Origin of the sequence: Streptomyces canus (assembly GCF_041435015.1) — a bacterium.
Lineage (GTDB): Bacteria > Actinomycetota > Actinomycetes > Streptomycetales > Streptomycetaceae > Streptomyces > Streptomyces canus_G.
This window is the reverse complement of the sequence record NZ_CP107989.1, coordinates 8,228,757-8,251,572: the sequence shown is the minus strand read 5'-3', so window position 1 is coordinate 8,251,572 and position 22,816 is coordinate 8,228,757. Positions and strand designations below refer to the sequence as shown.

Annotated in this window: 21 protein-coding genes; 9 read left to right on the top strand and 12 right to left on the bottom strand. The window is 71.3% G+C overall.

The genetic code is table 11. The annotated features are described in order from the left end of the window. Nucleotides 1-60 precede the first annotated feature (60 nt). Nucleotides 61-648: a pyridoxamine 5'-phosphate oxidase family protein gene (locus tag OG841_RS37660; protein ID WP_328637287.1), complete on the top strand. Its 588-nt coding sequence runs from the start codon at nucleotides 61-63 to the stop codon at nucleotides 646-648. Between the two features lies 1 nt (nucleotide 649). On the opposite strand, the gene OG841_RS37655 is transcribed toward OG841_RS37660, so the two are convergent. Both OG841_RS37655 and OG841_RS37650 read right to left on the bottom strand, forming a co-directional pair. Continuing rightward, nucleotides 650-2,092 (bottom strand): sensor histidine kinase, encoded by a 1,443-nt coding sequence (locus OG841_RS37655; RefSeq protein WP_328637288.1) that lies wholly within the window; start codon nucleotides 2,090-2,092, stop codon nucleotides 650-652. Continuing rightward, the gene (locus tag OG841_RS37650; RefSeq protein WP_328637289.1) at nucleotides 2,089-2,829 is read right to left on the bottom strand and encodes a response regulator transcription factor; all 741 of its coding nucleotides are present in this window, start codon (nucleotides 2,827-2,829) and stop codon (nucleotides 2,089-2,091) included. Before OG841_RS37650 ends, OG841_RS37655 begins: the two co-directional genes overlap by 4 nt. Nucleotides 2,830-2,979: 150 nt before the next feature. Between OG841_RS37650 and OG841_RS37645 the strand changes: the two genes are divergently transcribed. The 5 genes from OG841_RS37645 (at nucleotide 2,980) to OG841_RS37625 (ending at nucleotide 7,872) form a co-directional block, all read left to right on the top strand. After that, nucleotides 2,980-4,332, top strand: coding sequence for a ferredoxin reductase family protein (locus OG841_RS37645; RefSeq protein WP_371568758.1), 1,353 nt, complete (start codon nucleotides 2,980-2,982; stop codon nucleotides 4,330-4,332). Nucleotides 4,333-4,342: 10 nt separating this feature from the next. Further along, nucleotides 4,343-4,801, top strand: a complete 459-nt coding sequence (locus OG841_RS37640; protein ID WP_328637291.1) for an FMN-binding protein — start codon at nucleotides 4,343-4,345, stop codon at nucleotides 4,799-4,801. A gap of 78 nt (nucleotides 4,802-4,879) precedes the next feature. After that, on the top strand, nucleotides 4,880-6,262 hold the full coding sequence (locus tag OG841_RS37635; protein ID WP_328637292.1) for a ferredoxin reductase family protein: 1,383 nt from the start codon (nucleotides 4,880-4,882) through the stop codon (nucleotides 6,260-6,262). 28 nt (nucleotides 6,263-6,290) lie between these two features. Further along, complete coding sequence (locus OG841_RS37630) at nucleotides 6,291-7,079, top strand: FMN-binding protein (protein ID WP_371568753.1); 789 nt, start codon at nucleotides 6,291-6,293, stop codon at nucleotides 7,077-7,079. Then, on the top strand, nucleotides 7,072-7,872 hold the full coding sequence (locus OG841_RS37625) for an FAD:protein FMN transferase (RefSeq protein WP_328637294.1): 801 nt from the start codon (nucleotides 7,072-7,074) through the stop codon (nucleotides 7,870-7,872). Before OG841_RS37630 ends, OG841_RS37625 begins: the two co-directional genes overlap by 8 nt. Nucleotides 7,873-7,935: 63 nt before the next feature. Here the strand turns inward: OG841_RS37625 and OG841_RS37620 are convergent, their stop codons facing one another. From OG841_RS37620 to OG841_RS37595, 6 genes are all read right to left on the bottom strand, one after another. Further along, on the bottom strand, nucleotides 7,936-8,481 hold the full coding sequence (locus OG841_RS37620) for an arginine repressor (RefSeq protein ID WP_328637295.1): 546 nt from the start codon (nucleotides 8,479-8,481) through the stop codon (nucleotides 7,936-7,938). 19 nt (nucleotides 8,482-8,500) lie between these two features. Beyond that, a complete protein-coding gene (locus OG841_RS37615; protein ID WP_328637296.1) occupies nucleotides 8,501-9,688 on the bottom strand; it encodes an acetylornithine transaminase in 1,188 nt (395 codons plus the stop codon). Continuing rightward, the gene (gene argB, locus OG841_RS37610) at nucleotides 9,685-10,593 is read right to left on the bottom strand and encodes an acetylglutamate kinase (RefSeq protein WP_311719805.1); all 909 of its coding nucleotides are present in this window, start codon (nucleotides 10,591-10,593) and stop codon (nucleotides 9,685-9,687) included. Before argB ends, OG841_RS37615 begins: the two co-directional genes overlap by 4 nt. Beyond that, nucleotides 10,590-11,741: a bifunctional glutamate N-acetyltransferase/amino-acid acetyltransferase ArgJ gene (gene argJ / locus OG841_RS37605; RefSeq protein WP_328637297.1), complete on the bottom strand. Its 1,152-nt coding sequence runs from the start codon at nucleotides 11,739-11,741 to the stop codon at nucleotides 10,590-10,592. Before argJ ends, argB begins: the two co-directional genes overlap by 4 nt. Beyond that, entirely contained in the window at nucleotides 11,738-12,766 is a 1,029-nt protein-coding gene (gene argC / locus OG841_RS37600) for an N-acetyl-gamma-glutamyl-phosphate reductase (protein WP_328637298.1), read from the bottom strand. The genes argJ and argC overlap by 4 nt, the downstream gene beginning before the upstream one ends. A gap of 65 nt (nucleotides 12,767-12,831) precedes the next feature. Further along, the gene (locus tag OG841_RS37595; protein WP_365120772.1) at nucleotides 12,832-15,414 is read right to left on the bottom strand and encodes a YfhO family protein; all 2,583 of its coding nucleotides are present in this window, start codon (nucleotides 15,412-15,414) and stop codon (nucleotides 12,832-12,834) included. A gap of 182 nt (nucleotides 15,415-15,596) precedes the next feature. Between OG841_RS37595 and OG841_RS37590 the strand changes: the two genes are divergently transcribed. Then, complete coding sequence (locus OG841_RS37590; RefSeq protein WP_031056191.1) at nucleotides 15,597-16,034, top strand: carboxymuconolactone decarboxylase family protein; 438 nt, start codon at nucleotides 15,597-15,599, stop codon at nucleotides 16,032-16,034. On the opposite strand, the gene OG841_RS37585 is transcribed toward OG841_RS37590, so the two are convergent. Then, entirely contained in the window at nucleotides 16,021-18,498 is a 2,478-nt protein-coding gene (locus OG841_RS37585; protein WP_371568747.1) for an alpha-L-arabinofuranosidase C-terminal domain-containing protein, read from the bottom strand. The two genes, OG841_RS37590 and OG841_RS37585, sit on opposite strands and share 14 nt — an antisense overlap. A gap of 138 nt (nucleotides 18,499-18,636) precedes the next feature. Here OG841_RS37585 and OG841_RS37580 point away from each other — a divergent pair, with 138 nt between their 5' ends. After that, nucleotides 18,637-19,134 (top strand): DUF6314 family protein, encoded by a 498-nt coding sequence (locus tag OG841_RS37580; protein WP_328637302.1) that lies wholly within the window; start codon nucleotides 18,637-18,639, stop codon nucleotides 19,132-19,134. 113 nt (nucleotides 19,135-19,247) lie between these two features. On the opposite strand, the gene OG841_RS37575 is transcribed toward OG841_RS37580, so the two are convergent. The 3 genes from OG841_RS37575 to OG841_RS37565 all read right to left on the bottom strand — a co-directional run bounded on the left by OG841_RS37575 (nucleotide 19,248) and on the right by OG841_RS37565 (nucleotide 21,836). Beyond that, complete coding sequence (locus OG841_RS37575) at nucleotides 19,248-19,841, bottom strand: histidine phosphatase family protein (protein ID WP_326670175.1); 594 nt, start codon at nucleotides 19,839-19,841, stop codon at nucleotides 19,248-19,250. Nucleotides 19,842-19,914: 73 nt separating this feature from the next. Then, the gene (locus OG841_RS37570; protein WP_328637303.1) at nucleotides 19,915-20,355 is read right to left on the bottom strand and encodes a GNAT family N-acetyltransferase; all 441 of its coding nucleotides are present in this window, start codon (nucleotides 20,353-20,355) and stop codon (nucleotides 19,915-19,917) included. A gap of 17 nt (nucleotides 20,356-20,372) precedes the next feature. Further along, nucleotides 20,373-21,836: an aminotransferase-like domain-containing protein gene (locus OG841_RS37565; RefSeq protein ID WP_328637304.1), complete on the bottom strand. Its 1,464-nt coding sequence runs from the start codon at nucleotides 21,834-21,836 to the stop codon at nucleotides 20,373-20,375. On the opposite strand from OG841_RS37565, the gene OG841_RS37560 reads away from it, so the two are divergent. After that, nucleotides 21,835-22,746: a DMT family transporter gene (locus tag OG841_RS37560; RefSeq protein WP_365120760.1), complete on the top strand. Its 912-nt coding sequence runs from the start codon at nucleotides 21,835-21,837 to the stop codon at nucleotides 22,744-22,746. The two genes, OG841_RS37565 and OG841_RS37560, sit on opposite strands and share 2 nt — an antisense overlap. Nucleotides 22,747-22,816 lie beyond the last annotated feature (70 nt).

The window sequence follows — 22,816 nt, the reverse complement described above, 5'->3', positions numbered from 1 at the left end:
CGCAAGGGGACGCCCGAATTCCTTAGACAGGCGAAAGGTCTGCGCCCATAATGCCTGGACATGGGAAAGACCTATGAGCGCATAGACGGCCGGCTCCGCTCCTTCATCGAGGCGCAGCCCCTCTTCTTCACCGCGACCGCGCCCCTGTCCGGCGACGGCACGGTCAACCTCTCCCCCAAGGGACTGCGGGGCTCCTTCGCGATCCTCGACGAACTCACCGTGGCCTACCTCGACTTCGCGGGCTCCAACGCCGAGACGGTCGCGCATCTGCGGGAGAACGGCAGGATCACCCTCATGTGGTGCGCGTTCCAGGGGCCGCCGAACATCGTCCGGGTGCACGGGCGCGGTGAGCCCGTCTTCCGGGACGACCCGCGCTTCAGGGAACTGCTCTCCCGCTTCCCGGACATCGACCCGACCGCGCACGGACTGCGGGCGATCGTCGTCGTGACGGCCGAAGTGGTCCGCGACTCCTGCGGTTACGCGGTGCCGTACATGGCGTACGAGGGCGACCGCGAGCTGCACGGCAAGCGGTTCGCGCGCGAGGACGACGCCTCGCTCAGCGAGTACTTCACCAAGAAGGAGCACATCGCCACGAGCCTGGACGGCCTGCCGGGGCTGCCCTTGCCGTTGCCGCCGTCCGAGGTCTGATTCACGCCTTGGCGATCCGGACGGTGAAGGTCGTCGAGCCCGGCTCGCTCTCCACCGTCACGCTCCCTCCGTGCGCCTCCACCACCGCCGCCACGATCGACAGCCCCAGGCCCGCGCCGCCGGTCTCCGCCTTGGTGCTGCGGTCGGCGCGGGTGAAGCGTTCGAAGACGCCCGACTGGATGTCCTCGGGGATGCCGGGGCCGTCGTCGTGGACCTTCAACGACGCCGTGGTGCCGTCGGTCTCCAGGGTCACCGTCACCTTGGTGCCGGCAGGGGTGTGCAGCCGGGCGTTGGACAGCAGGTTGGCCAGGACCTGATGGAGGCGGTGTGCGTCGCCCGTCACCGTGACCGGGTCCTCGGGGAGGTCCAGTTCCCAGCGATGACCGGAACCCGTGGCCCGCGCGTCCGTGAGGGCGTCGAGGACCAGCCGGGTCAGGTCGACGGGGGCGGTCTCCAGGGGGCGGCCCGCGTCCAGGCGGGCCAGCAGGAGCAGGTCGTCGACCATCGCGCCCATGCGGGTCGACTCGGCGGCGATGCGTTGCAGGGCCCGGGTGATCTCCGGCGGCAGCGGGCCGGGGTGCAGCAGGGCGAGTTCGGCGTGGCCGCGTACCGAGGCGACCGGGGTGCGCAGTTCGTGGCTGGCGTCGGCGGCGAAGCTGCGCAGCCGTTCCTCGCTGGCGTGGCGTTTGGTGAGGGCGTCCTCGACATGGCCGAGCATGCGGTTGAAGGCGCCGGCGACGCGGCCCACCTCGCCGCGCGGGTCGGACTCGGGGGCGCGGGGCGGAAGGGCCACCTCGCCGCTGGCCAGCGGGAGTTCGCTGACCCGGGTGGCGGTCGCGGCGACCCGGCTGAGCGGGCGCAGGGACCAGCGCACCCACAGGGCGCCCGCGACACCGGCGGCGGTGAGGGCGGCGCCGAAGACGATCCCGGCGACCAGCTCCAGGCGGTGAACGGCGGCCTCGACGGGCTCCAGGGGCATCCCCGTGATCAGGACGTCGCCGTCCAGCCCCCGGGTGGCGATCGCCCGGTACTCCCCCAGGGTGGAGAGGCCGACGCTGTGACCCCGGCCGTCGGCCGGGACGGCCGCGAGCCGCTCCCGGTCGGCGGCGGTCAGGCCGACGTTCAGGGTGCCGGTGGGGCGGACCACCGCGGCGTTGGTGACCGTGCCGTCCACCAGCCGGGCGCCGAACGTGCCCGAGGCCTGCCGGCGGGTGTCGGCGCGCTCGTCACCGTCGTGGTCGTCCTTCGGCAGCTCCTGCTTGTGCTCCAGGCTGACCGCGAACCTGTTCCCGGCCTCGGTCAGCTGCTCGTCGAGCCGGCTGGTGAGAAAGCCGTTCAGCTCCACGACGGCGGCCAGCCCGACGGCGGCACAGCTCACCGCGAGGAGCACCAGGAGCCCGAGGGTGAGCCGGGCCCGCAGCGTGTGGGGCCGCAGGCTTCTCATGGCGTCACCGGTTTGATCACGTACCCCGCCCCGCGCACGGTGTGGATCATCGGCTCGCGGCCCGCGTCCACCTTCTTGCGCAGATACGAGATGTACAGCTCGACGACATGGGCGCGGCCGCCGAAGTCGTAGGACCACACCCGGTCGAGGATCTGCGCCTTGCTGAGCACGCGCCGCGGGTTGCGCATGAGGAAGCGCAGCAGCTCGAACTCGGTCGGCGAGAGTTCGATCAGCTCGCCGCCCCGGGCGACCTCGCGGGCCTCCTCGTCCATGACCAGGTCGCCGACGGTCAGCCGGGGACCCTCGTCGAGCTGCCGGGCCATGCCCGCGCGGCGCAGCAGCCCGCGCAGCCGGGCGACGACCTCCTCCAGGCTGAAGGGCTTGGTGACGTAGTCGTCGCCGCCCGCCGTGATGCCCTTGATGCGGTCCTCGACCGCGTCCCGGGCGGTCAGGAAGAGCACGCACACGTCCGCCTTCACGGTGTGCAGGGCGCGCAGGACCGCGAAGCCGTCGGTGTCCGGGAGCATCACGTCCAGGACGACGGCGTCGGGCAGCAGCTCCCGGGCCGCGGCCACCGCCGAGGCGCCGTCGCCGGCCGTGCGGACCTGCCAGCCCTCGTAGCGCAGGGCGCCGGAGAGGACCTCGGCGAGGTCAGGGTCGTCGTCGACGACGAGGACCCGCAGCGGGGTGCCGTCGGGGCGGGTGAGAGCGGGGCGGCCGGAGCGTGCGGTGTTCATGACCTCTCCAGGATCACCCCTGACCGGGGCGGCGGGGGCCCGGGGAAGCTCTGAGTTTCCTCTGAGTGCGCTCTGCGGGGTGCCCTTTCAGAGGGTCCTGAGAAGTTCCCCTTGCACAGTTGCGTCCCGTACAGACGAAAGGACGCTCATATGACCACAGTCTCCGAGCGGCGGGCCGCACCGGCCGTGGCGCCGCCCGCGCGACGCTCCCCCGCGGGTGCCGTGCTCGCCCTCCTGTGGGCCGGGGCGGCGGCCGTGCTCGCGCTGTGGTGGGCGGACACCGGTTCCGTGGTCGGTACGGCCGGATGGCTGACCGGCGCCGGGCGGATCGCCGGGTTGCTGTGCGGGTACGCCTGCGCGGTGCTGGTGGGTCTGATGGCACGGGTCCCGCTCCTGGAGCGGCGGGTCGGCTCGGACCGGGTGGCCCGCTGGCACGCGATGGCCGGCCGCTACACCGTCTGCCTGCTGCTCGCGCACATCGGGCTGATCCTCTCCGGGTACGCGGCTCAGGACGGCGCCTCGCTGTGGCACGAGACCGTCACGGTGGTCCTGGACTATCCCGAGATGCTCAAGGCCACCGCCGGCACGGTGATCCTCCTCGCCGTCGGCGTCACCTCGGCACGGGCGGTACGCCGTCGGACCAGCCACGAGTTCTGGTACTACGTCCATCTCCTCACGTACGCCGCCGTGTTCCTCGCCTTCGGCCACCAGCTGGCCCTCGGGAACGACTTCAACGGCAACACCGCGGCCACGGCGGCCTGGTACGTGCTCTACCTCGGTGTCGCGGCCCTGGTGCTGTGGTTCCGGCTCCTCGCGCCGGTGCGGCTGAACCTGCGGCACCGGCTGCGGGTGGAGTCCGTGCACCAGGAGGCGCCGGGCGTGTACTCGGTCGTCATACGCGGCCGGTGGCTGGACGAACTGGACGCGCGGGCGGGTCAGTTCTTCCGCTGGCGGTTCCTCGGCGAGGGCATGGGCTGGACGTCGACGCCGTACTCGCTGTCGGCGCCGCCGCGTCGCGACCGGATGCGGATCACGGTCAAGGCGCTCGGCGACCACAGCGCGGCCGTCGCGCTGCTGCGGCCCGGCACCCGGGTGTGGGCGGAGGGGCCGTACGGCTCGCTGACCGGGGACCGGCAGACCTCGCCGAAGTCGCTGCTGATCGCCGCCGGCGTCGGCATCACCCCGCTGCGGGCACTGTTCGAGACGCTGCCGGGTGAGGTGACCCTCCTGTACCGGGCGCACACGGTCGAAGACCTCGCGCTGGGCGGGGAGTTGGAGGCCGTCGCGCGCTGGCGCGGGGCCCGGCTGCACTACCTGCTCAACGGCCCCGGGGGCCAACGACCGCGTATCACCGCCGAGTCGCTGCGGGCGGCCCTGCCCGACCTGGCCGAGCACGACGTCTACCTCTGCGGCCCGCACGGGTTCGCACGCGACCTGTACGAGGAGCTGCGCGCCGCGGGAGTTCCCGATCGCCGTATCCACCACGAATCCTTCGAGCTGTGAGGCCTCACACGTGCACGCGTTGAAGAAGAACCGCCCGTTGCGCCGGATCGTGCTGGCGAGCGCCGCCACCGTCTCCGGCATGGTGATGCTGCTGTCGCTGAAGCCGCACGCGTCGCCGCAGACCGCCCTGGCGCTGCCCGTGCCCTCCAGCAGCGCGAGTGCGTCGGGCGGCACCGGATCGGCCGCCACCGGCACGAAGACCGTCACCGGCGACACCGTCCAGACCCGCTGGGGGCCGGTCCAGGTCCGCATCACCATCAAGAGCGGCAAGCTCACCGAGGTCACGGCGGTCACCTACCCGACGGACAACCCCCGGGACCAGGAGATCAACAGCTACGCGCTCCCGCGGCTGCGGACCGAAGCACTGCAGGCCCAGAGCGCGGAGATCGACACGGTCTCGGGGGCCACCTACACGAGCGACGGTTACCGCCAGTCACTCCAGTCCGCACTGGACTCCGCGGGCAGCTGAACACACCGGGGTCACGGCACGTATCTGAGGACCAAGGGACCACGCCCACCCCCCCTTGCCCCCGCCCCCGGAGGAAACGTGACCACGACGCTCGCAGGCGGCCGCGCCGCCCGCCGCCAGACGATGCGCCGCATCCGCCCGCGCCGTTCCCCGGCGACCGTCCTGCTGTTCGCCGTATGGGCGGGCGCGGCCGGTGTGCTGTGGCTGTGGTGGCACAACACACCGTCCGTCGCCGACGACAACAGCAAGATCCTCAACGCGGGCCGGATCACCGGTCTGCTGGCCGGGTATCTGATGGCGCTCGTGGTGCTGCAGATGGCCCGGGTGCCCGCGCTGGAACGCCGGGTGGGCTCCGACCGGGTCGCCCGCTGGCACGCGATGACCGGCCGCTACACCCTCTGCCTGGTCGTCGCCCACGTCTTCCTGATCATGTGGGGTTACGCCCTGCAGGCCGGCAAGGGGCTCGGCGACATCGTCCAGCAGACGATGGACTCCATCAACCAGCTGCCGGACATGGGCAAGGCGGCCATCGGCACCGGTCTGCTGTTCCTCATCGGCCTGATGTCGATCGGCGGGGTGCGCCGCAGGATCCCGTACGACACCTGGTACCACGTGCACCTGCTGACGTACGCGGCGGTCTTCCTGACCTTCTGGCACCAGCTGACCACCGGCAACGACTTCGCGGTCGAGCCGGTCGCCAAGACCGTCTGGTACGCGCTGTACGGCTCGGTCACCGCGCTCGTCGTCTGGTACCGGATCCTCACGCCGATCCGGCTGAACCTGCGCCACCGGATGTACGTCGAGGCGGTCGTCGAGGAGACGCCGGGCGTCGTGTCCGTGCTGATCGGCGGGCGCAAGCTGCACCGGATGGGCGCGGAGGCCGGCCAGTTCTTCCGCTGGCGCTTCCTCGCACCGGGCATGCGGTTCAGTTCCCACCCGTACTCGCTCTCCGCCGCGCCCCGACCGGGCATGCTGCGGATCACGGTGAAGGCGATCGGCGACCACAGCGAGCGGCTGCGCGAGCTGGTGCCCGGCACCAAGGTGTGGGCCGAGGGACCGTACGGCGCGCTCACCGCCCAGCGCCGCAGCCGGGGCAAGGTGCTGCTGGTGGCCGGCGGGGTCGGCATCACGCCGATGCGGGCCCTGTTCGAGACGCTGCCCGGCGCGGCCGGTGACATCACCCTGCTGTACCGGGCCAACACCACCCAGGACCTGGCCCTGTGGGACGAGCTCGCCGCCATCGCGGACGAGCGCGGCGCCCGGCTGATGTACGCGGTCAACAGTCCGGACGGGGAGCGTCCGGACATCTCCGCGGAGTCCCTCCAGCGCAAGCTCCCCGACATCGACAAGCACGACGTGTTCATGTGCGGGCCGAACGGCTTCGCGCAGTCCGTGTACGAAGCACTGCGCGGCGCGGGTGTGCCCGCCCGCCGCATCCATCACGAGTCGTTCGAGATGTGACGACGGGAATTCAGGAGCTGTTGAAGCGATGAGGAAGAGTCACCCCGTCCGTCGAGTCGTGCTCGCGACCGCCGCCACCGTCTCCGGTGTCGTGCTGCTGCTGTCGCTGAAGCCGTCCTCGGACCCGGCGTCCGCCCAGGCGGGCGGAACGATCCCGCAGCAGACGGCGGCGGCACAGGAGTCGGCCCAGGGCGGCACGGGGGCGGCCGCCGGCGGCGCGGTCACCGGGGACGTGGTCCAGACCCAGTACGGTCCCGTCCAGGTCCGTATCACCGTCAGCGGCAACAAGATCATGAAGGCCGAGGCGGTCCAGGCGCCCAAGGGCGGCGAGAGCGACCAGAAGACCGCCCTGTCCGTTCCGAAGCTCAACCAGGCCGTGGTCGCCAAGCAGAGCCCGCAGATCGACACGGTCTCCGGGGCGACCTACACGAGCGAGGGCTACAAGAAGTCGCTCCAGTCGGCGATCGACAAGGCGAACGCGGCCGCTCCGGCCCAGCCGTCGGCTCAGCCCTCCCAGCCGGCCGGCGGCAGCGCCGGGGCAGCCGCGAAGACGGTCACCGGTGCGGTCTCCCAGACCCAGTACGGGCCGGTCCAGGTCCGGATCACGGTCAGCGGCGGCAAGGTCACCAAGGCCGAGGCCGTGCAGGCCCCGAAGGGCGGGACCAGCGACCAGAAGACGGCGCTGTCCATCCCGAAGCTCAACCAGGAGGCCGTGGCGTCCGGCAGCGCGGACATCGACTCGGTGTCCGGTGCCACCTACACCAGCGAGGGCTACAAGAAGTCGCTGCAGTCGGCGCTGGACCAGGCCGGTGGCTGACACGGTGGCCGAGTCGGCACAAGCTCCCGCCGCGGTGCGTCACGCGGAGGAGGTCATGGGGACGGTCTTCTCCTTCGACGTCCGCGGCGGGGACCCCCTTGCCGTGCAGGCGGCACTGCGGGAGGCGGTGGCGGGGCTGCACCGCGTGAACGAGGTGTTCAGCACCTACCGCGACGACAGCCAGGTCTCCCGCCTGGCCCGCGGCGAGCTGACGGTCGCCGAGTGCGATCCCGAGGTCGCCGAGGTCCTGGAACTCGGCGCCGAGGCCGAGCGGTTGAGCGACGGCTGGTTCAGCCTGCGCTACGGGGGCCGCCTCGACCCCACCGGCATCGTCAAGGGCTGGGCGGTGGAACGCGCGGCCCGTCGGATGGCTCGCGCGGGGGCGACCGGGGTGAGCGTCAACGGCGGCGGAGACGTACAGCTGTTGGGCGTTCCGGGCCCGGAACGCCCGTGGCGGGTCGGCGTCTCGGACCCCCTGCGTCCGGGCGGCCTGGCGGCGGTGGTCTCGGCGGCGGGCGCGGCCGAGCTGGCGGTGGCCACCTCCGGCACGGTGGAACGCGGCACCCACATCGTCGACCCCCGCACGGGCCGCTCCGCGGTCTCGGACCTGGTGGCGGTGACGGTGGTCGCCCCGACCATCACCTGGGCGGACTGCTGGGCCACGGCGGCCTTCGCGATGGGTTCGCGGGAGGGCCTGGCCTGGCTGGAGAGCCTGCCGGACGTGGAGGCGTTGCTGATCACCGCGGGCGATGAGGTGCGGTGCACGGGGGGCCTGGCAGCCAGGCTCGGTTAAGCGCTTTAGGGGCGCGGGGAACTGCGCGACCAGCCCCCACTCAGCCGCACCCGACACACAACCTCAATGCCCGTTCTGAGCCAACCGCAACAAGTGCTCGGCCAACGACTGTCCCCCCACGGGATCCCGACTGATCAGCATCAACGTGTCGTCCCCGGCGATCGTCCCAAGGATGTCGTGCAGCTCAGCCTGGTCGATCGCCGACGCCAGGAACTGCGCGGCCCCCGGAGGAGTCCGCAGGACCACGAGATTCGCCGAAGCCTCCGCGGAAATCAGCAGCTCCTGAGAGAGCCGCCGCATCCGCTCCTCCTTGGCGGACTCCCCCAACGGCGCCCGAGGGGTCCGAAAACCCCCCTCACTGGGCACCGCGTAGATGAGATCCCCGTCGGTGTTACGGATCTTCACCGCGTTCAGCTCGTCGAGGTCCCGGGAGAGCGTCGCCTGGGTGACGCTCAGCCCGTCGTCCGACAGCAGCTTGGCCAACTGGCTCTGCGACCGCACCGGTTGCCGGTTGAGGATGTCCACGATCCGGCGGTGGCGCGCGGTACGCGTCTGCGGCACGGCAGGTCCCGCGACCCCGTTGTGCTCGTGATCCTGCGCATGACTCATCGTCGTCTCATTCTCCGGATCATCCGTCTCCCTCGGCGACACCCAGGATGCCGGGGAGAGCCTGAACAAGCGCGTCCACTTCGTCGTCGCCGAGGTTCAGCGGCGGCATCAGCCGTACGACGTCGGGGGCGGGCGCGTTCACCAGGAATCCGGCCTCCTGAGCCGCCTGCTGCACCTTCGGTGCGAGCGGCTCGGTGAGCACGATACCCAGGAGGAGCCCCGCACCCCGGACGTGGGAGATCAGGGGGTGTCCGAGTGCGTCGATTCCGTCCCGCAGCCTCTCGCTCTGCTGCTTGACGTTCTCCAGCAACCCGTCGTTCGCGATGGTGTCGAGGACGGCGAGGCCGGCGGCACACGCGACCGGGTTCCCGCCGAACGTCGTCCCGTGCTGCCCCGGCTGCAGCAGGTCCGCGGCCCGCCCGAAGGCGACGGTCGCGCCGAGCGGCAGTCCGCCGCCGAGCTGCTTGGCGAGGGTGACGACGTCCGGGAGGACGCCCTCGTGGGCCTGGTACGCGAACCAGTGTCCGGTACGGCCGATGCCGGTCTGCACCTCGTCGAGGACCAGCAGCGCGCCCTTGGCCGCCGTGATCGCCCGGGCCGCCTTGAGGTAGCCGGCCGGGGGCACCACGACGCCGTTCTCGCCCTGGATCGGCTCGATGACGACGAGCGCGGTGTCCTCGGTGACCGCGGCGGCCAGCGCCTGCGCGTCGCCGTACGGCACATGGGTGACGTCACCCGGCAGCGGCAGGAAGGGGGTCTGCTTGGCGGGCTGGCCGGTGAGCGCGAGGGCGCCCATGGTCCGGCCGTGGAAGCCGCCCTCGGTCGCGACCATGTGGGTGCGCCCGGTCAGCCGGCCGATCTTGAAGGCCGCCTCGACCGACTCGGCGCCGGAGTTGCAGAAGAAGACCTTGCCGTCCCGGCCGAAGAGCTGGAGCAGCCGTTCGGCGAGGGTGACGGTCGGCTCGGCCATGAAGAAGTTGGAGATGTGGCCGAGGGAGGCGATCTGCCTGCCGACGGCCTCGACGATCGCCGGGTGGGCATGTCCGAGCGCGTTGGTGGCGATCCCGCCGACGAAGTCGAGGTACTCCTTGCCCTCGGCGTCCCAGACCTTGAGTCCCGCGCCGCGGACGAGAGGGAGGCGAGGGGTGCCGTAGTTGTTCATGAGCGAGCCCTGCCACCGCTGGGTCAGCTCCTGATTGTCGGTCATACGGCATCCCCCTCTTGTGCGTCCGGCACGACCATCGTGCCGATCCCCTCGTCGGTGAAGATCTCCAGCAGGATCGAGTGCTGGACCCGCCCGTCGATGACCCGGGCCGTGGTCACGCCGTTGCGTACGGCGTGCAGACAGCCCTCCATCTTCGGGACCATGCCGGAGCTCAACTCCGGCAGCAGCTTCTCCAGTTGGGAAGCCGTGAGGCGGCTGATCACCTCGTCGCTGTGCGGCCAGTCCTCGTAGAGGCCCTCGACGTCCGTGAGGACCATGAGGGTTTCGGCGTCAAGAGCAGCAGCGAGTGCCGCAGCCGCCGTATCAGCATTGACGTTGTAGACATGTCCGTCGTCCTGGCTACGGGCGATCGACGAGACGACCGGGATGCGGCCGTCGGCGAGCAGTGCCTCGATCGCGCCCGTGTCGATCGCGGTGATCTCGCCCACCCGCCCGATGTCGACCAACTCTCCGTCGATCTCGGGCCGGTGCTTGGTGGCGCTGATGGTGTGGGCGTCCTCGCCGGTCAATCCGACGGCGAGCGGCCCGTGTTCGTTGAGCAGATTGACCAGCTCGCGCTGCACCTGCCCGGCCAGCACCATCCGTACGACGTCCATGGCGTCCTCGGTGGTGACCCGTAGGCCGGCCTTGAACTCGCTGACGATGCCGTGCTTGTCGAGGGCGGCGCTGATCTGCGGGCCGCCGCCGTGCACGACGACCGGCTTGAGCCCGGCGTGGTGCAGGAAGACGACGTCCTGGGCGAAGGCGGCCTTCAGGTCCTCGTCGATCATGGCGTTGCCGCCGAACTTGATGACGACGGTCTTGCCGTTGTGGCGGACCAGCCAGGGCAGCGCCTCGATGAGGATCTGGGCCTTGGGGAGCGCGGTGTGCTTTCGCGTGGTGCTCATGAGGAGTAGGCGCTGTTCTCGTGGACGTAGTCGGCGGTGAGGTCGTTGGTCCAGATGGTGGCGGTCTCGGATCCGGCCGCGAGGTCGGCGACGATGTGCACCTCGCGGTAGCGCATGTCGACCTTGTCGCGGTCCTCGCCGACGCCGCCGTTCTTGCAGACCCAGACGCCGTTGATGGCGACGTTCAACCGGTCGGGCTCGAAGGCGGCCTTCGTGGTGCCGATGGCGCTCAGGACGCGGCCCCAGTTGGGGTCCTCGCCGTGGATCGCGCACTTGAGGAGGTTGTTGCGGGCGATGGAGCGGCCGACCTCGACGGCGTCGTCCTCGCTCGCGGCGCCCACCACCTCGACCTTGATGTCCTTGCTGGCGCCCTCGGCGTCCCGGATCAGCTGCTGGCCGAGGTCGTCGCAGACGGTGCGCACCGCCTCGGCGAACTCCGCGTATTCCGGGGTGACTTCGGAGGCGCCGGAGGCGAGCAGCAGCACGGTGTCGTTGGTGGACATGCAGCCGTCGGAGTCGACGCGGTCGAAGGTGGTCCGGGTGGCGGCCCGCAGGGCCCTGTCCAGGGCCTCGCTCTCCAGGTCCGCGTCGGTGGTCAGGACGACCAGCATGGTGGCGAGGCCGGGAGCGAGCATGCCCGCGCCCTTGGCCATGCCGCCGACGGTCCAGCCGTCCTGGGTGACGACCGATGTCTTGTGGACGGTGTCGGTGGTCTTGATGGCGATGGCGGCCTTCTCACCGCCGTGCTCGGACAGTTGAGCCGCGGCGGCCTCGACTCCCGGCAGGAGCTTGTCCATCGGGAGCAGCAGGCCGATGAGCCCGGTGGAGGCGACGGCCACCTCACCCGCGCCGATGTCCAGCACCTCGGCGACCTTCTCGGCGGTGGCGTGCGTGTCCTGGAAGCCCTTGGGACCCGTACAGGCGTTGGCACCACCGGAGTTGAGGACCACCGCCGACAGCTGACCGCTCTTGAGGACCTGCTCGGACCACAGCACCGGCGCGGCCTTCACACGGTTGGAGGTGAAGACGCCGGCGGCGGCGCGGCGGGGCCCGGTGTTGACCACGAGGGCCAGGTCCGGGTTGCCGTTCTCCTTGATTCCGGCGGCGATGCCCGCCGCCTGGAATCCCTTGGCTGCCGTGACGCTCACGGTGCGACTCCGATCGTGGAAAGACCGAGCTCCTCGGGGAGACCGAGGGCGATGTTCATGCTCTGGACGGCACCGCCCGCGGTGCCCTTGGCCAGGTTGTCGATGGCGCTGATCGCGATGATGCGGCCCACGGACTCGTCCAGGGCGACCTGCACCTGAACGCCGTTCGAACCGTAGACGGATGCCGTGGCGGGCCACTGGCCCTCGGGCAGCAGATGGACGAAGGGCTCGTCGGCGAAAGCCTTCTCGTACGCGGCGCGGACGGACTCGGCGGTGACGCCGGGCTTCGCCTTGGCGCTGCACGTGGCGAGGATGCCGCGGGGCATCGGCGCGAGGGTCGGCGTGAAGGAGACACTCACCCGGGAACCGGCCGCCGCGCTGAGGTTCTGGACGATCTCGGGCGTGTGCCGGTGGCCGCCGCCGACGCCGTACGGCGACATGGACCCCATGACCTCGCTGCCCAGCAGGTTCGGCTTGGGCGCCTTGCCCGCGCCGGAGGTGCCGGAGGCGGCGACGATCACGGCCTCGTCCTCGGCGATTCCGGCGGCGTAGGCCGGGAAGAGGGCGAGCGTGACGGCGGTCGGGTAGCAGCCGGGCACCGCGATCCGCCTGGTCCCCTCCAGCGCGGCGCGGGCACCGGGCAGTTCGGGGAGGCCGTAGGGCCAGGTGCCGGCGTGCGCGGAGCCGTAGAACTTCTCCCAGTCGGCGGCGTCCTCGAGCCGGAAGTCGGCGCCCATGTCGACGACGAGGACGTCGGGGCCGAGCTGTTCGGCGACGGCGGCGGACTGTCCGTGGGGCAGGGCGAGAAAGACGACGTCGTGTCCGGCGAGGACGTCGGCCGTGGTCTCCTGGAGTACCCGGTCGGCCAGCGGCAGCAGGTGCGGCTGCAGCGCGCCGAGCTTCTGCCCGGCGTTGGAGTTGCCGGTCAGGGCACCGATCTCGACCTCGGGGTGCGCCAGGAGCAGCCGCAGGACCTCACCGCCCGCGTATCCGCTCGCTCCGGCCACCGCCGCACGTACCGCCATGTCATCCTCCTCCTGGATGGCATGACTATACGTTTCGCTGCACGTTTATGCAACCGCGTGCATACTCACGCCCTCCGTCGGCGCAGGGCCCCGAACGCGCCGAGCCCGACGAGAGCGACCAGCGCGCCGCCCCCCACCGCCGTCCCCAGCCGCAGACCGGGCGGATGGAAGTTGCAGGTGACACTGGACGAGGTGCCGTCGAGCGGCACGGCGATCAGCCCGTGGTACTCCTTCGCGGGTACGGCGGCCGCGTCTCCGGCGGCGCAGCGCCAGCCGGCGATCCGGGGCGCGGCCACGACGGCGACCCCCTTGCTGCCCTCCGGGAGCCGGGCCCGGATCGTGCCGCCGGAGCCGGAGACGGTCACCTTGGTGGCGCCGGTGGCCTTCAGCTGTCGTACGACGGTGTGCAGGCGGTCGGTGTCCAGGCAGCCGACCGCCCGGTCCGGCACCACGCCCAGCCGGTTCGCGGACAGCTCGATCGTGAGGCGCCCGGAGTCCGGAACCGTGCCGAGCCGCTCCATGGCGGCGATCTTGGTGAGGGGCCGCCAGTCGGCCCGGAACCGTCCCGTCAGGCCGTGGGCGGAGGGGCCGGCGAGCCGGGCCGTGCCCACGAAGTACGGCGCCCAGAGGTAGACCTCGCTGCCCGCCCGGCACCGGGCGGTGATCGTCGCCTTTCCCCCTACCCGCACGCCTTGGCGCCGGTCGGTGCTGCGGTCCGCGTCCCTCCCGACGGCGTTGAGCACGGTGAGGTGCGGAAGGGTGTAGACACGGGCGCCCAGCAGCAGCTCCTGGTTGCGGTACGGCGACGGCCCGAAGGCACCGGTCGCGGCGGCCGGCCGCACCGTCACCAGGGGCGGGACGTCCTCGCGGGTCACGGTCTCCCCGGTGCCGTCCTGCGGGAACCAGTTCTGATGCGGGTCCGGTGGGGAGTGCACCCGGGCGCCGACGGAGAAGAGGACGTCCGTCACCGCGTTGTCCAGGCTCTGGAGGCTGCGGCCGCCGGAGGTCCAGCCGCCGCCGAGGGCGGTGAGCGTACTGCTGAGCACGGCGGAGGTGTGGCTGCTGTAGTACTGGGCGCCCTGGCCGCCGACCTCCAGCGGGTCGTTGCCGACGGTCTGCTCCCGGCCCGGGTCGGTGCGGTAGCGGGGCCAGCCGTCGGCCTGCGCGACCGCGTCGGCCTGGTCCTGCTGCCGGGCGCCCCAGGGGGCGTAGTCGTCCATGTGCCCGAACCGCATCCGGGTGGCCACGGCGTCGGTGGCGATGGCCTCGCCCAGCTGCGCTCCGACGAGCAGTACGGCGGCGAGCACCGCTGGGGCCATACGCAGTACGGGTCGCCTGCGGCCGAGCAGGATCAGCCCGAGCAGCGCGCCCAGGGCCGCCATCAGGAACACCGGCCAGGCGAAGGAGCGGACCAGCCCGCTGCCGCTCGCGACGACCGCGATCAGCGCGAGCAGTCCGGCCGCCGAGGCCAGGGCCCGCCGGTCGAGGGGGCCGTAGGAGAGCGTGTGCCAGGCGGCGATCACCAGCAGCGCGCACACCACGAAGGTCTGGCGGTACGAACTGCCCTGCGGTGCGGCGAAGGCGTGCCACAGCAGATGGGTCGGGCCCCACTGCATCGACAGGGTGACGACCAGCACCAGCAGCGTCCACCCCGCGCGCACCCGGCGGGGTGCCGCACGGTGGAAGGGCAGGGCGAGGGCGAGCAACAGGGCCGTGGTGCCGACGAAGAGGGCCGGGGAGCCGAAGCTGTACGTCGTCGGCAGCAGCCGGGCCAGCAGGTCCTCCGTACCCACCGGAGCGAACCGGGTGAAGCGGCCCTCGGAGGCGTGCGCGCTGCCGAAGTACACGACCGTCACCAGGGGTGCGGCCAGGCCCATGCCGAGTGCGAAGGTCAGGGCGGCCCGGCCCGCGGCGCTGAGCCTGCGGCGGCGGGGCAGATCGGCCAGCCACAGCCGCAGCAGGAACACGAGAGCGGCGGCGAGGGTGGCCATGTACGCCGTGTAGAAGTTGGCGATCCAGGCGGCCGTCACGACCAGCACCCCGACAAGCGGGCGCCTGCCGCTCAGGATCCATTCCCCGACCAGGCACAGCAGCGGCAGGGCGATCAGCCCGTCGAGCCACATGAGGTTGTACGAGGCGGTCGCCACGGTCCATCCGCACAGGGCGTAGGACGCGCCCAGCAGGCCCGCCGCCCACCAGCGTCCGGGGCGCAGCCTCAGCAGCAGCCAGGCCATGGCGGCACCGGCGCACGCGATCTTCAGCACGGTGATCACGTACACCGCGAGGTCGATCTCGTCCCTCGGGAACACCGCCACGAGCAGGGCGAACGGGCTGGTGAGGTAGGTGCCGAGGTCGGGCAGGAAGCCGGCGCCGAATCCCGACTGCCAGTTGACGAGGAGCCCACCAGTGCCCCGTCCGTGCAGCAGGTCCCACAGGTGCGCGTGGAACGGCACGTACTGGTTTCCCAGGTCGTTGACGTTCCGGGTGCGCGGTCCGAAGGGGTAGCTGCGGGCGACGGCGTCGGCCGCGCACAGCACGACGACGGTGATCGTCGCCGCCAGCAGAGCCGCCTGCCCCGGTCCGGGCGGCGGCCGCTCCCCTATGTGGTCGTCCGCGGTCTTCGGTTCGGGCGGGACGGTCGGTCGCACGCCCTGTTTGCTGGTCAATTCAAGCCCCCGTCCGGGGCGTTCGCCCCGTGCGTTGTTGCTGCGCCGATTTAGACCGGGGGTGCATACGGTTGGTTGTCCTACCGCAGATGGCGGTGCAGTGAATTCCGTACGACCCGGAGGCGACGGTGGCCGAGGGGACCGTACGAGCAGAGGGAGCTGACATGAGCGAGAGCACCACCCGCGAGGAGCGTTTCGCGCGCGGCCTGGAGATGCTGGGGAGCGTCAATCCCGAGGTGGGACAACTGGTCGTCGACTCACTCGCCGACATCAGCCCGGAGATGGGCCACCAGGTCATCGCCTGGGGGTTCGGCGAGATCTACTCGCGGCCACAACTCGCGCCCCGTGACCGCCAGTTGGTCACGCTCGGCATGCTCACCGCGCTCGGCGGCTGCGAGACCCAGCTGGAGGTGCACATCAACACGGCCCTCAACGTGGGCCTCACCCCCGAGCAGATCGTCGAGGCACTGTTGCAGTCGGCCGGCTACTGCGGGTTCCCTAGGGCCCTCAACGCCACGGCCGTGGCGAAGAAGGTGTTCGGCGAGCGGGGGCTGCTGCCCGTCGGACAGCAGCCCGCCGACCCGTCGGCTACCTCTGCCTGATCCTCAGGAAGGTGATCGAGTTCGCCGGGAAGGTGTACGAGAACTTCCCGGCGACCCCGTCGAAGGTGGACTTCACCGGGGCGACCGCGGTCGACGTCTCACTGTTCACGGCGTCCGGGCCGGCCGCCAGCGTGGTCACCCGGGCCCTGGACGCGACCTTCGCACCACCCAGGTCGATCGCCGTGCGGGCCGCCGCGTTCTGGGCGTTGACGACCTTGACGATCAGGTCACCGGTCTTCTGGTCCCTGGTGACCACCTGGCGGAACGGCTCGGCCGGCTTGTCGTCGGTGAAGCTGCCCCACTCCTGTCCGTCGAGGTAGAGGGTCACCTGACGGCCGCGCACCTTGACGTCGATGTCGTAGGCACGGCCGGTCTCGACCGATCCGGCCTTGGAGATCAGCGTCGACTTGCCGCCGTCCACGGCCTGTTCGACGGCGGTCTGGGTGTTGTTCCAGCCACCGATGTTCCACCAGTAGTAGTTACCGGTGTCCTTGACGCCGAAGGCGACGAGGAAGCCCTCCTTGCCGGCCTTCTTGGTGGCCTTCGCCTTCAGGTCGTAGTCGTGCCAGGACGGGTCACCCGCCGAGACCATGGTGTTCTCGGCGGTCACGTCCGTCTGCACGTACTGCCCGTCCTGGACGCTCCAGCTGCCGCCGCCGGTGTGGGTCCACTGCGAGGCACCACCGCTGAAGTCGTCGGTGAGCAGGGTGTTCCCGTCGGCGCCGGTGACCCGCACATCGTCGTACGCCGCCGTCGTCGCCCACGTCGAGAGGCCCACGGCTCCGGTGATCGGGGCGAGCAGCGAGGGCGTGCCGGTGGCCGTCGAGGGCACCACGCGGTCGCCGACGTTGGTCATGAACAGCTTCTGGACCTCGTAGTTGGCGGAGTTCCAGGAGGCGTGGTTGTTGAACCAGATCAGGTCCGGGCGCCACTGGACGTAGTCCTCGTTGGCGAACAGCGGGGCGTAGGAGGCGAGTTTGACGACGTCGGCGTTGCGCTCCAGGCCGGTCATGAACGCCGCCTCGGTGAGGGCGTTCTTGAAGGTGTTGCCCTGGGAGGCGTACTCGCCGAGGAAGACCTTCGGGCCGCCGCGGTCGTAGGAGTCGTAGCGGTCGTTGTTCTGCAGGAACCACTGCGGGCTGTTGTAGTAGTGCTCGTCGACCATGTCGACCTTGGCGTCCTTGTTGAGCTGCCAGGCCGTGTCGAAGGTCGTACCCGAGTCGTCCGGGCCGGAGTTGGAGATGACCTGGATGTCGGGGTACTTCGCCTGGATGGCGGCGCGAAACTCCTTGAACCGGGCGAAGAACTCGTTCGGCAGGTTCTCCTCGTTGCCGACCTCGATGTGGGTGAGACGGAAGGGCTTGGCGTGGCCCATCTTCGCCCGCACCTTGCCCCACGTGGAGCTCGCCGGGCCGTTGGCGAACTCGATGAGGTCGAGGGTGTCCTGGATGTGCCGCTTGAGCAACGCCTCGTCGACGACGGCCTTGTTCTGACCGCAGCCGGTCACCAGCGCGGGGACCACGGGCAGCGGCATGGCGCCGATGTCCTCGGAGAGGCGGAAGTACTCGTAGTAGCCGAGCCCGTAACTCTGGTTGTAGCCCCAGACGTTGGAGTTGGTCGCGCGCTGCTCGACCGGGCCGATGGTGTCCTTCCACTGGTACGAGCGCTTGCGCTGCCAGCCGGAGGCCGCGCTGTAGTCCTCCATGGATCCCGTGTTCACCAGGCAGCCGCCGGGGAAGCGCACGAAGCCCGGGTGCAGGGCTGCGATCTTCTCGGCCAGGTCCTTGCGCAGCCCGTTGGGTTCACCGCGATAGGTGTCGCGCGGGAAGAGGGACACCATGTCGAGGGCGGCCGCGGCGGAGGAGGCCACGGTGAGGCGACCGCCGGAGCTGGTCCGGGTCGCGGTGAAGGTGGCCTTGTACCGGGCCCAGCCGCTCTTCGTCACGGTCGCCCTGCGGGCGATGGCGAGCGTCCCGTCGGCGTCCTGCAAGGAGACCGTGAGGGCCGTACCGGCGTCCGCGCGGGCCCATACCGAGAAGTCGTATTTCTTGCCCTCTTCCACATGGATGCCGGTGTTGTATCCGGCGTTGGTGACGGACGAACCGGCGCCCAGGGAGAGGTAGTTGCGGTTGCGCTCGCCCAGCCGCCCCTCGTCGTTCACCACCTGGCCGGCGCCCGAGACCGTCCACGAGGTCAGCGGGGTGTACGAGGAGTTGTCGGCGGTGGAGTACTCGAAGGACCGGTTCTGCACGAGCTCGGCGTACAGACCGCCGTCGGCGGCCCGGTTGATGTCCTCGAAGAAGACGCCGTACATCGTGTCGTCGATCTTCGCGCCCCGGGCGGCCCGGTCGACCGTGATCGCGTAGTCGGTGACGTCCTCGGCATGGGCGGGGGCGGGGACCAGACCGGCGGCCACCAGGAAGGCGGTGGCGCCGAGACCGAGTCTCCAGCGGGTGCGTGACATGAATACTCCGCGGCTCTTTGTCGAAAGTGACGTTCGAAATACCAAACGATGATCAGCACTTCGAACGGCAAGATAGGGAGGGTGCCGGGGAGCGTCAACGGGTCGCGCGGGACCGAAAGTGTCGGAAGTGAGGGACGGATGAGCGGGTTCTGGCCAGTGGCGGATGTGCTGGCGTATCTGGCCGGGACCTGGCGGACCGAGCGAACCGTGCGGGATCTGGCGAGCGGAGACGAAGGGGAGTTCTCCGGTACGACCGCTTTCGGCCGACCGGAAGAGGGCGGCCGTCTGTCCGAAGGCGGTGGACTGCTGTCCCAGGAGTCGGGCGTCTTCGTCTGGCAGGGCGTCCCGCGCCCCGCGGAACGGACGCTCCGCTTCCTGCCGGGCAGGACACCGGGCACGGCCGACGTCCGCTTCTCCGACGGGCGCCCCTTCCACGACCTGGATCTGACGTCCGGCCACCATGTCGCCGACCACCCCTGCGCTGCGGACCTCTACCGCGGCGAGTTCAGCGTCCTGGACGTGGACCACTGGCGCACGGTGTGGCGGGTCGGCGGCCCGGCAAAGGACCTGGTCCTGACGACCGACTACACACGCGAGCCCGCCGGCGGCCACGCGGGCGGCATGCCCGACCACTGACCGCGCGAGACCACCGGCCGCGCCGCCACAAGGCGGCCGACGACTCACCGCACGGGACCGCCCGGCGGCCACCCGCACACGACGGCCGGCGGACTACCACGCCAAGCCCCTGGCTATGTCCGCGCAGGCTGAGCCGGGGCGCCCTCGAAACGGAGGTTCCAGCGGCCGGCCCTGCCGGTCACGGTGGTCGCCGACAGCGGACGTACGTCGATGTTCCAGTAGGTCGACGGCGGGGCCTTCAGCGCGTAGACCAGGGCGGCGCGGATCACGGCCGGTTCGGCGACGGCCACGATACGGCCGCCGTCGCCGACGGGCCGGGTGTCGAGCCAGCCCCCGACGCGGGTGATGAAGTCGAGCAGTGACTCGCCGCCGTGCGGGGTCGCCCTCGGGTCGGCGAGCCAGGCGTCCACGGACTCCGGCTCGCGGGCCATCGCCTCGCCCAGGGTCAGCCCGCGCCAGCGCCCCATGTCACAGTCACGCAGAGCGAGTTGGACCAGCGGGGAGTAACCGAGGGCGTCCCCGGTGGCACGGCTGCGCGGAGTGGGCGAGCAGTACCGCAGCTCGGCGGCCGCGAGCGGCAGCAGATCGTGCGCCACGCCCAGCACCTCGTCCCACCCGGCCTGGTCGAGCGGACGGTCGTCCTCGAACCGCTCGGCGAGCAGCGAGGAGCTGCGCGCGGCGGCGACGAACGTGACCCGAAGTTGCATGCGGCGATCGTGAGCCGTGAAAGTGCGCAGGTCAAGAGGCGTTACCGGGGAGTTACCCAGGGTGCGCCGGGGTTCACTGCCCGAAGACGAGCGCCATCCAGTGAGCCGGCGTGACGAGCGGTGCGAACCCGAGCTTCTCGTACACCCCGTGGGCGTCGTGGGTGGCGAGCAGGATGCGTTTGAGGCCGTAGGGTCGCAGGTGCTCGCGCACGGCACCGACCAACGCCGTACCGATCCCCTCGCCCCGCACGGACCGGTCCACGTACACGTCGCACAGCCAGGCGAAACTGGCCAGGTCGGTGATCACGCGGGCATAAGCCACCTGATCCCCCGATTCCACCGCGTACACCCCGAAGTTGAGCGACCCGGCGATCGCCCGGTCCTGCTTCTCCCGAGGTCGGCCGATCGCCCAGTAGGCGTCGGTCGACAGCCAGTGGTGCACCCGCCCGGCATCGATGCGGTCGGGGTCGGTGGAGATCTCGTAGCCCTCGGCGAGGGGCGGGGTGTCGGTCATGGGCGTGACGTTGGCAGTCACGGACGGCGGAGTCGAACGTTTTTCGCCGGGAGTACCTCGTCACAGGCCGTGCGGAGGCGCCGTACCCCTTCCGCGATCTCCCCCACCCCGGCCACCGCCGCAAAGCTCAACCTGACATGGCCCGCCGGGGGTTCCGCGCTGAAGTACGGGCGGCCGGGGGTGATCGCGACGCCCGCGCGCAGGGCCGCGGCGGTCAGGGCGGTCTCGTCCGTGCCCTCCGGGAGGCGGAGCCAGAGGTGGTAGCCGCCCGACGGGATGTGCGGGAGGGCGAGTTCGGGCAGTCCGAGACGGAGGGCGGCGGTCATGGCGTCCCGGCGGGCCTTCAACTCCGCCGAGATCGTGCGCAGATGACGGGGCCAGGCCGGGGAGCCGACGAGTTCCAAGGTCGCCTCTTGGAGCGGGCGGGGGACGAAGAAGGTGTCGACGATCTGGATCGCGCGGAGCCGCTCCAGTACCGGGCCGCGTGCGGCGAGCGCGCTCACCCGGAAGCTGGGCGAGGTCGCCTTGGTCAGGGAGCCGACATGGACGACGACGCCGTCGGGATCGTCGGCGGCCAGCGGACGCGGCAGCGGGCCGGCGTCCTCGTGCACGAGCCGTCGTACGAAATCGTCCTCGACGACGAAGGCGCCGGCCTCGCGGGCGATGCGCAGAACCTCGCCCCGGCGCTCGGGGGCCAGCACCGCGCCGGTCGGGTTCTGGAACAGCGGCTGGCAGACGAACACCCGGGCGCCGGTCGCCCGGAAGGCGTCGGCGAGCAGGGCCGGTTTCACGCCGTCCGCGTCCACCGGGACGGGGACGGGGCGAAGGCCGGCGGCACGCGCGATCGCCAGCATGCCGGGATAGGTGGGCGACTCGACGAGCACGGGAGCGCCGGGTGGGGCCAGCGCGCGCAACGCCGTCGTGAGCGCCGACTGGCCGCCCGCGGTGATCAGCACCTCCGCGGCCGTGACGGCGCCGCCGATGTTCCGCGCGAACCACTCGCGCAGCTCCGGCAGACCTTCCGTCGGCGGTCGGCCCCAGGCTCCGGGGCGGCGGCCGGCGCGGGCCAGGGCCGCGGACATCGCGCGCTCCGGCTGCAGACAAGGGTGCAGATAGCCGCCGTTGAACTCGATCACCCCGGGCGGCGGGGCGGCCAGCGAGACCAGGACACCGGACGCGTCCACCGAGCGCGGTACGAGGTCGGCGGCGCCGTCAGCGCTGAGCGCGACCTCCTGCCAGGAGGTGTCCCCGGCCGGAGCGGCCAAGGCGCGCGCCGCCGCCCGGAAGGCACCCGCGCCCGGCCGGGTGACCACGAGCCCCTCGGCGGCGAGCTGGGCGAGGGCACGCGAGACGGTCACCGGGCTGACCCTGAACCGGTCGACCAGGGACCGGCTCGACGGGAGCTTTCCACCGGGAGAGTAGCGGTCGAGCTCTCGCCGCAGCTGTTCTGCCAGCTCGGTGACGCTGCTACGCTCTTGCATGAGAGTACAGAGTAGCGCTATCGCACCGACTGGGATAGCGGTCCCCGCTCCCACCAAGAGCTTCGGCACCCTCCAGGCCGCCCTCGGCGTCGCCGCCTTCTCCCTCACCTTCCCCGCCACGGCATGGGGCCTCGAAGGCTTCGGGCCCTGGTCCCTCGTCGCCGTGCGCAGCGTCCTCGCGGCCCTCATCGCCGCGGGCTGTCTGGCGGCGCTGCGGGTCCCGGTGCCGAGCCGCCGGGACTGGCCGGGGCTCGTGGTCGTCGCCGCCGGGGTGGTGGTCGGCTTCCCGCTGCTGACCACGCTCGCCCTGCAGACGTCGACCACCGCGCACGCCGCCGTCGTCGTGGGTCTGCTCCCCCTGACGACCGCGCTGCTGTCGGCCCTGCGCATGGGCACACGCCCTTCGCGCACCTTCTGGACGGCCGCCCTGGCGGGCGCGGCCGCGGTGGTCGCCTTCACGGTGCAGCAGAGCGGGGGCGCCCTGACCACCGCCGACCTGTATCTCTTCGCCGCGCTCCTGGTGTGCGCCGCCGGCTACACCGAGGGCGGGAGGCTGGCCCGGGTCATGCCCGGCTGGCAGGTCATCGCCTGGGCGCTGGTGCTGTGCCTGCCGATCGGCGTGCCCGCGGCGGCGCTCGCGCTGTCGTACGAGCCGGTGCACCTCACCGCGCACAGCGTCGCCGGGCTGCTGTGGGTGGCGGCGGGCTCGCAGTTCCTCGGCCTGGTCGTCTGGTACCGGGGCATGGCCGCGATCGGGATCCCCAAGGCCAGCCAGTTGCAGTTGGCCCAGCCCCTGCTCACACTGGTGTGGTCGGTGCTGCTGCTCGGCGAGCACCTGACGGTGGCCGCCCCGCTGACGGCCGCGGCGGTGCTCGTGTGCATCGCCGTCACCCAGCGGGCGCGGGGCTGAACGGCGCGCACGCGCCGGTCCAACCGCGTCCCCGCGCCGTAAAATCGGGGCCACGGACCGCTGCTCCCGC

Excerpts from the sequence above, each read along its gene's own strand:
- OG841_RS37660 (WP_328637287.1), top strand. The coding sequence starts at position 61 with ATGGGAAAGACCTATGAGCGCATAGACGGCCGGCTCCGCTCCTTCATC.
- OG841_RS37655 (WP_328637288.1), bottom strand. The coding sequence starts at position 2,092 with ATGAGAAGCCTGCGGCCCCACACGCTGCGGGCCCGGCTCACCCTCGGG.
- OG841_RS37650 (WP_328637289.1), bottom strand. The coding sequence starts at position 2,829 with ATGAACACCGCACGCTCCGGCCGCCCCGCTCTCACCCGCCCCGACGGC.
- OG841_RS37645 (WP_371568758.1), top strand. The coding sequence starts at position 2,980 with ATGACCACAGTCTCCGAGCGGCGGGCCGCACCGGCCGTGGCGCCGCCC.
- OG841_RS37630 (WP_371568753.1), top strand. The coding sequence starts at position 6,291 with ATGAGGAAGAGTCACCCCGTCCGTCGAGTCGTGCTCGCGACCGCCGCC.
- OG841_RS37620 (WP_328637295.1), bottom strand. The coding sequence starts at position 8,481 with ATGAGTCATGCGCAGGATCACGAGCACAACGGGGTCGCGGGACCTGCC.
- OG841_RS37615 (WP_328637296.1), bottom strand. The coding sequence starts at position 9,688 with ATGACCGACAATCAGGAGCTGACCCAGCGGTGGCAGGGCTCGCTCATG.
- argB (WP_311719805.1), bottom strand. The coding sequence starts at position 10,593 with ATGAGCACCACGCGAAAGCACACCGCGCTCCCCAAGGCCCAGATCCTC.
- argC (WP_328637298.1), bottom strand. The coding sequence starts at position 12,766 with ATGGCGGTACGTGCGGCGGTGGCCGGAGCGAGCGGATACGCGGGCGGT.
- OG841_RS37590 (WP_031056191.1), top strand. The coding sequence starts at position 15,597 with ATGAGCGAGAGCACCACCCGCGAGGAGCGTTTCGCGCGCGGCCTGGAG.
- OG841_RS37585 (WP_371568747.1), bottom strand. The coding sequence starts at position 18,498 with ATGTCACGCACCCGCTGGAGACTCGGTCTCGGCGCCACCGCCTTCCTG.
- OG841_RS37580 (WP_328637302.1), top strand. The coding sequence starts at position 18,637 with ATGAGCGGGTTCTGGCCAGTGGCGGATGTGCTGGCGTATCTGGCCGGG.
- OG841_RS37575 (WP_326670175.1), bottom strand. The coding sequence starts at position 19,841 with ATGCAACTTCGGGTCACGTTCGTCGCCGCCGCGCGCAGCTCCTCGCTG.
- OG841_RS37570 (WP_328637303.1), bottom strand. The coding sequence starts at position 20,355 with ATGACCGACACCCCGCCCCTCGCCGAGGGCTACGAGATCTCCACCGAC.
- OG841_RS37560 (WP_365120760.1), top strand. The coding sequence starts at position 21,835 with ATGAGAGTACAGAGTAGCGCTATCGCACCGACTGGGATAGCGGTCCCC.
- OG841_RS37565 (WP_328637304.1), bottom strand. The coding sequence starts at position 21,836 with ATGCAAGAGCGTAGCAGCGTCACCGAGCTGGCAGAACAGCTGCGGCGA.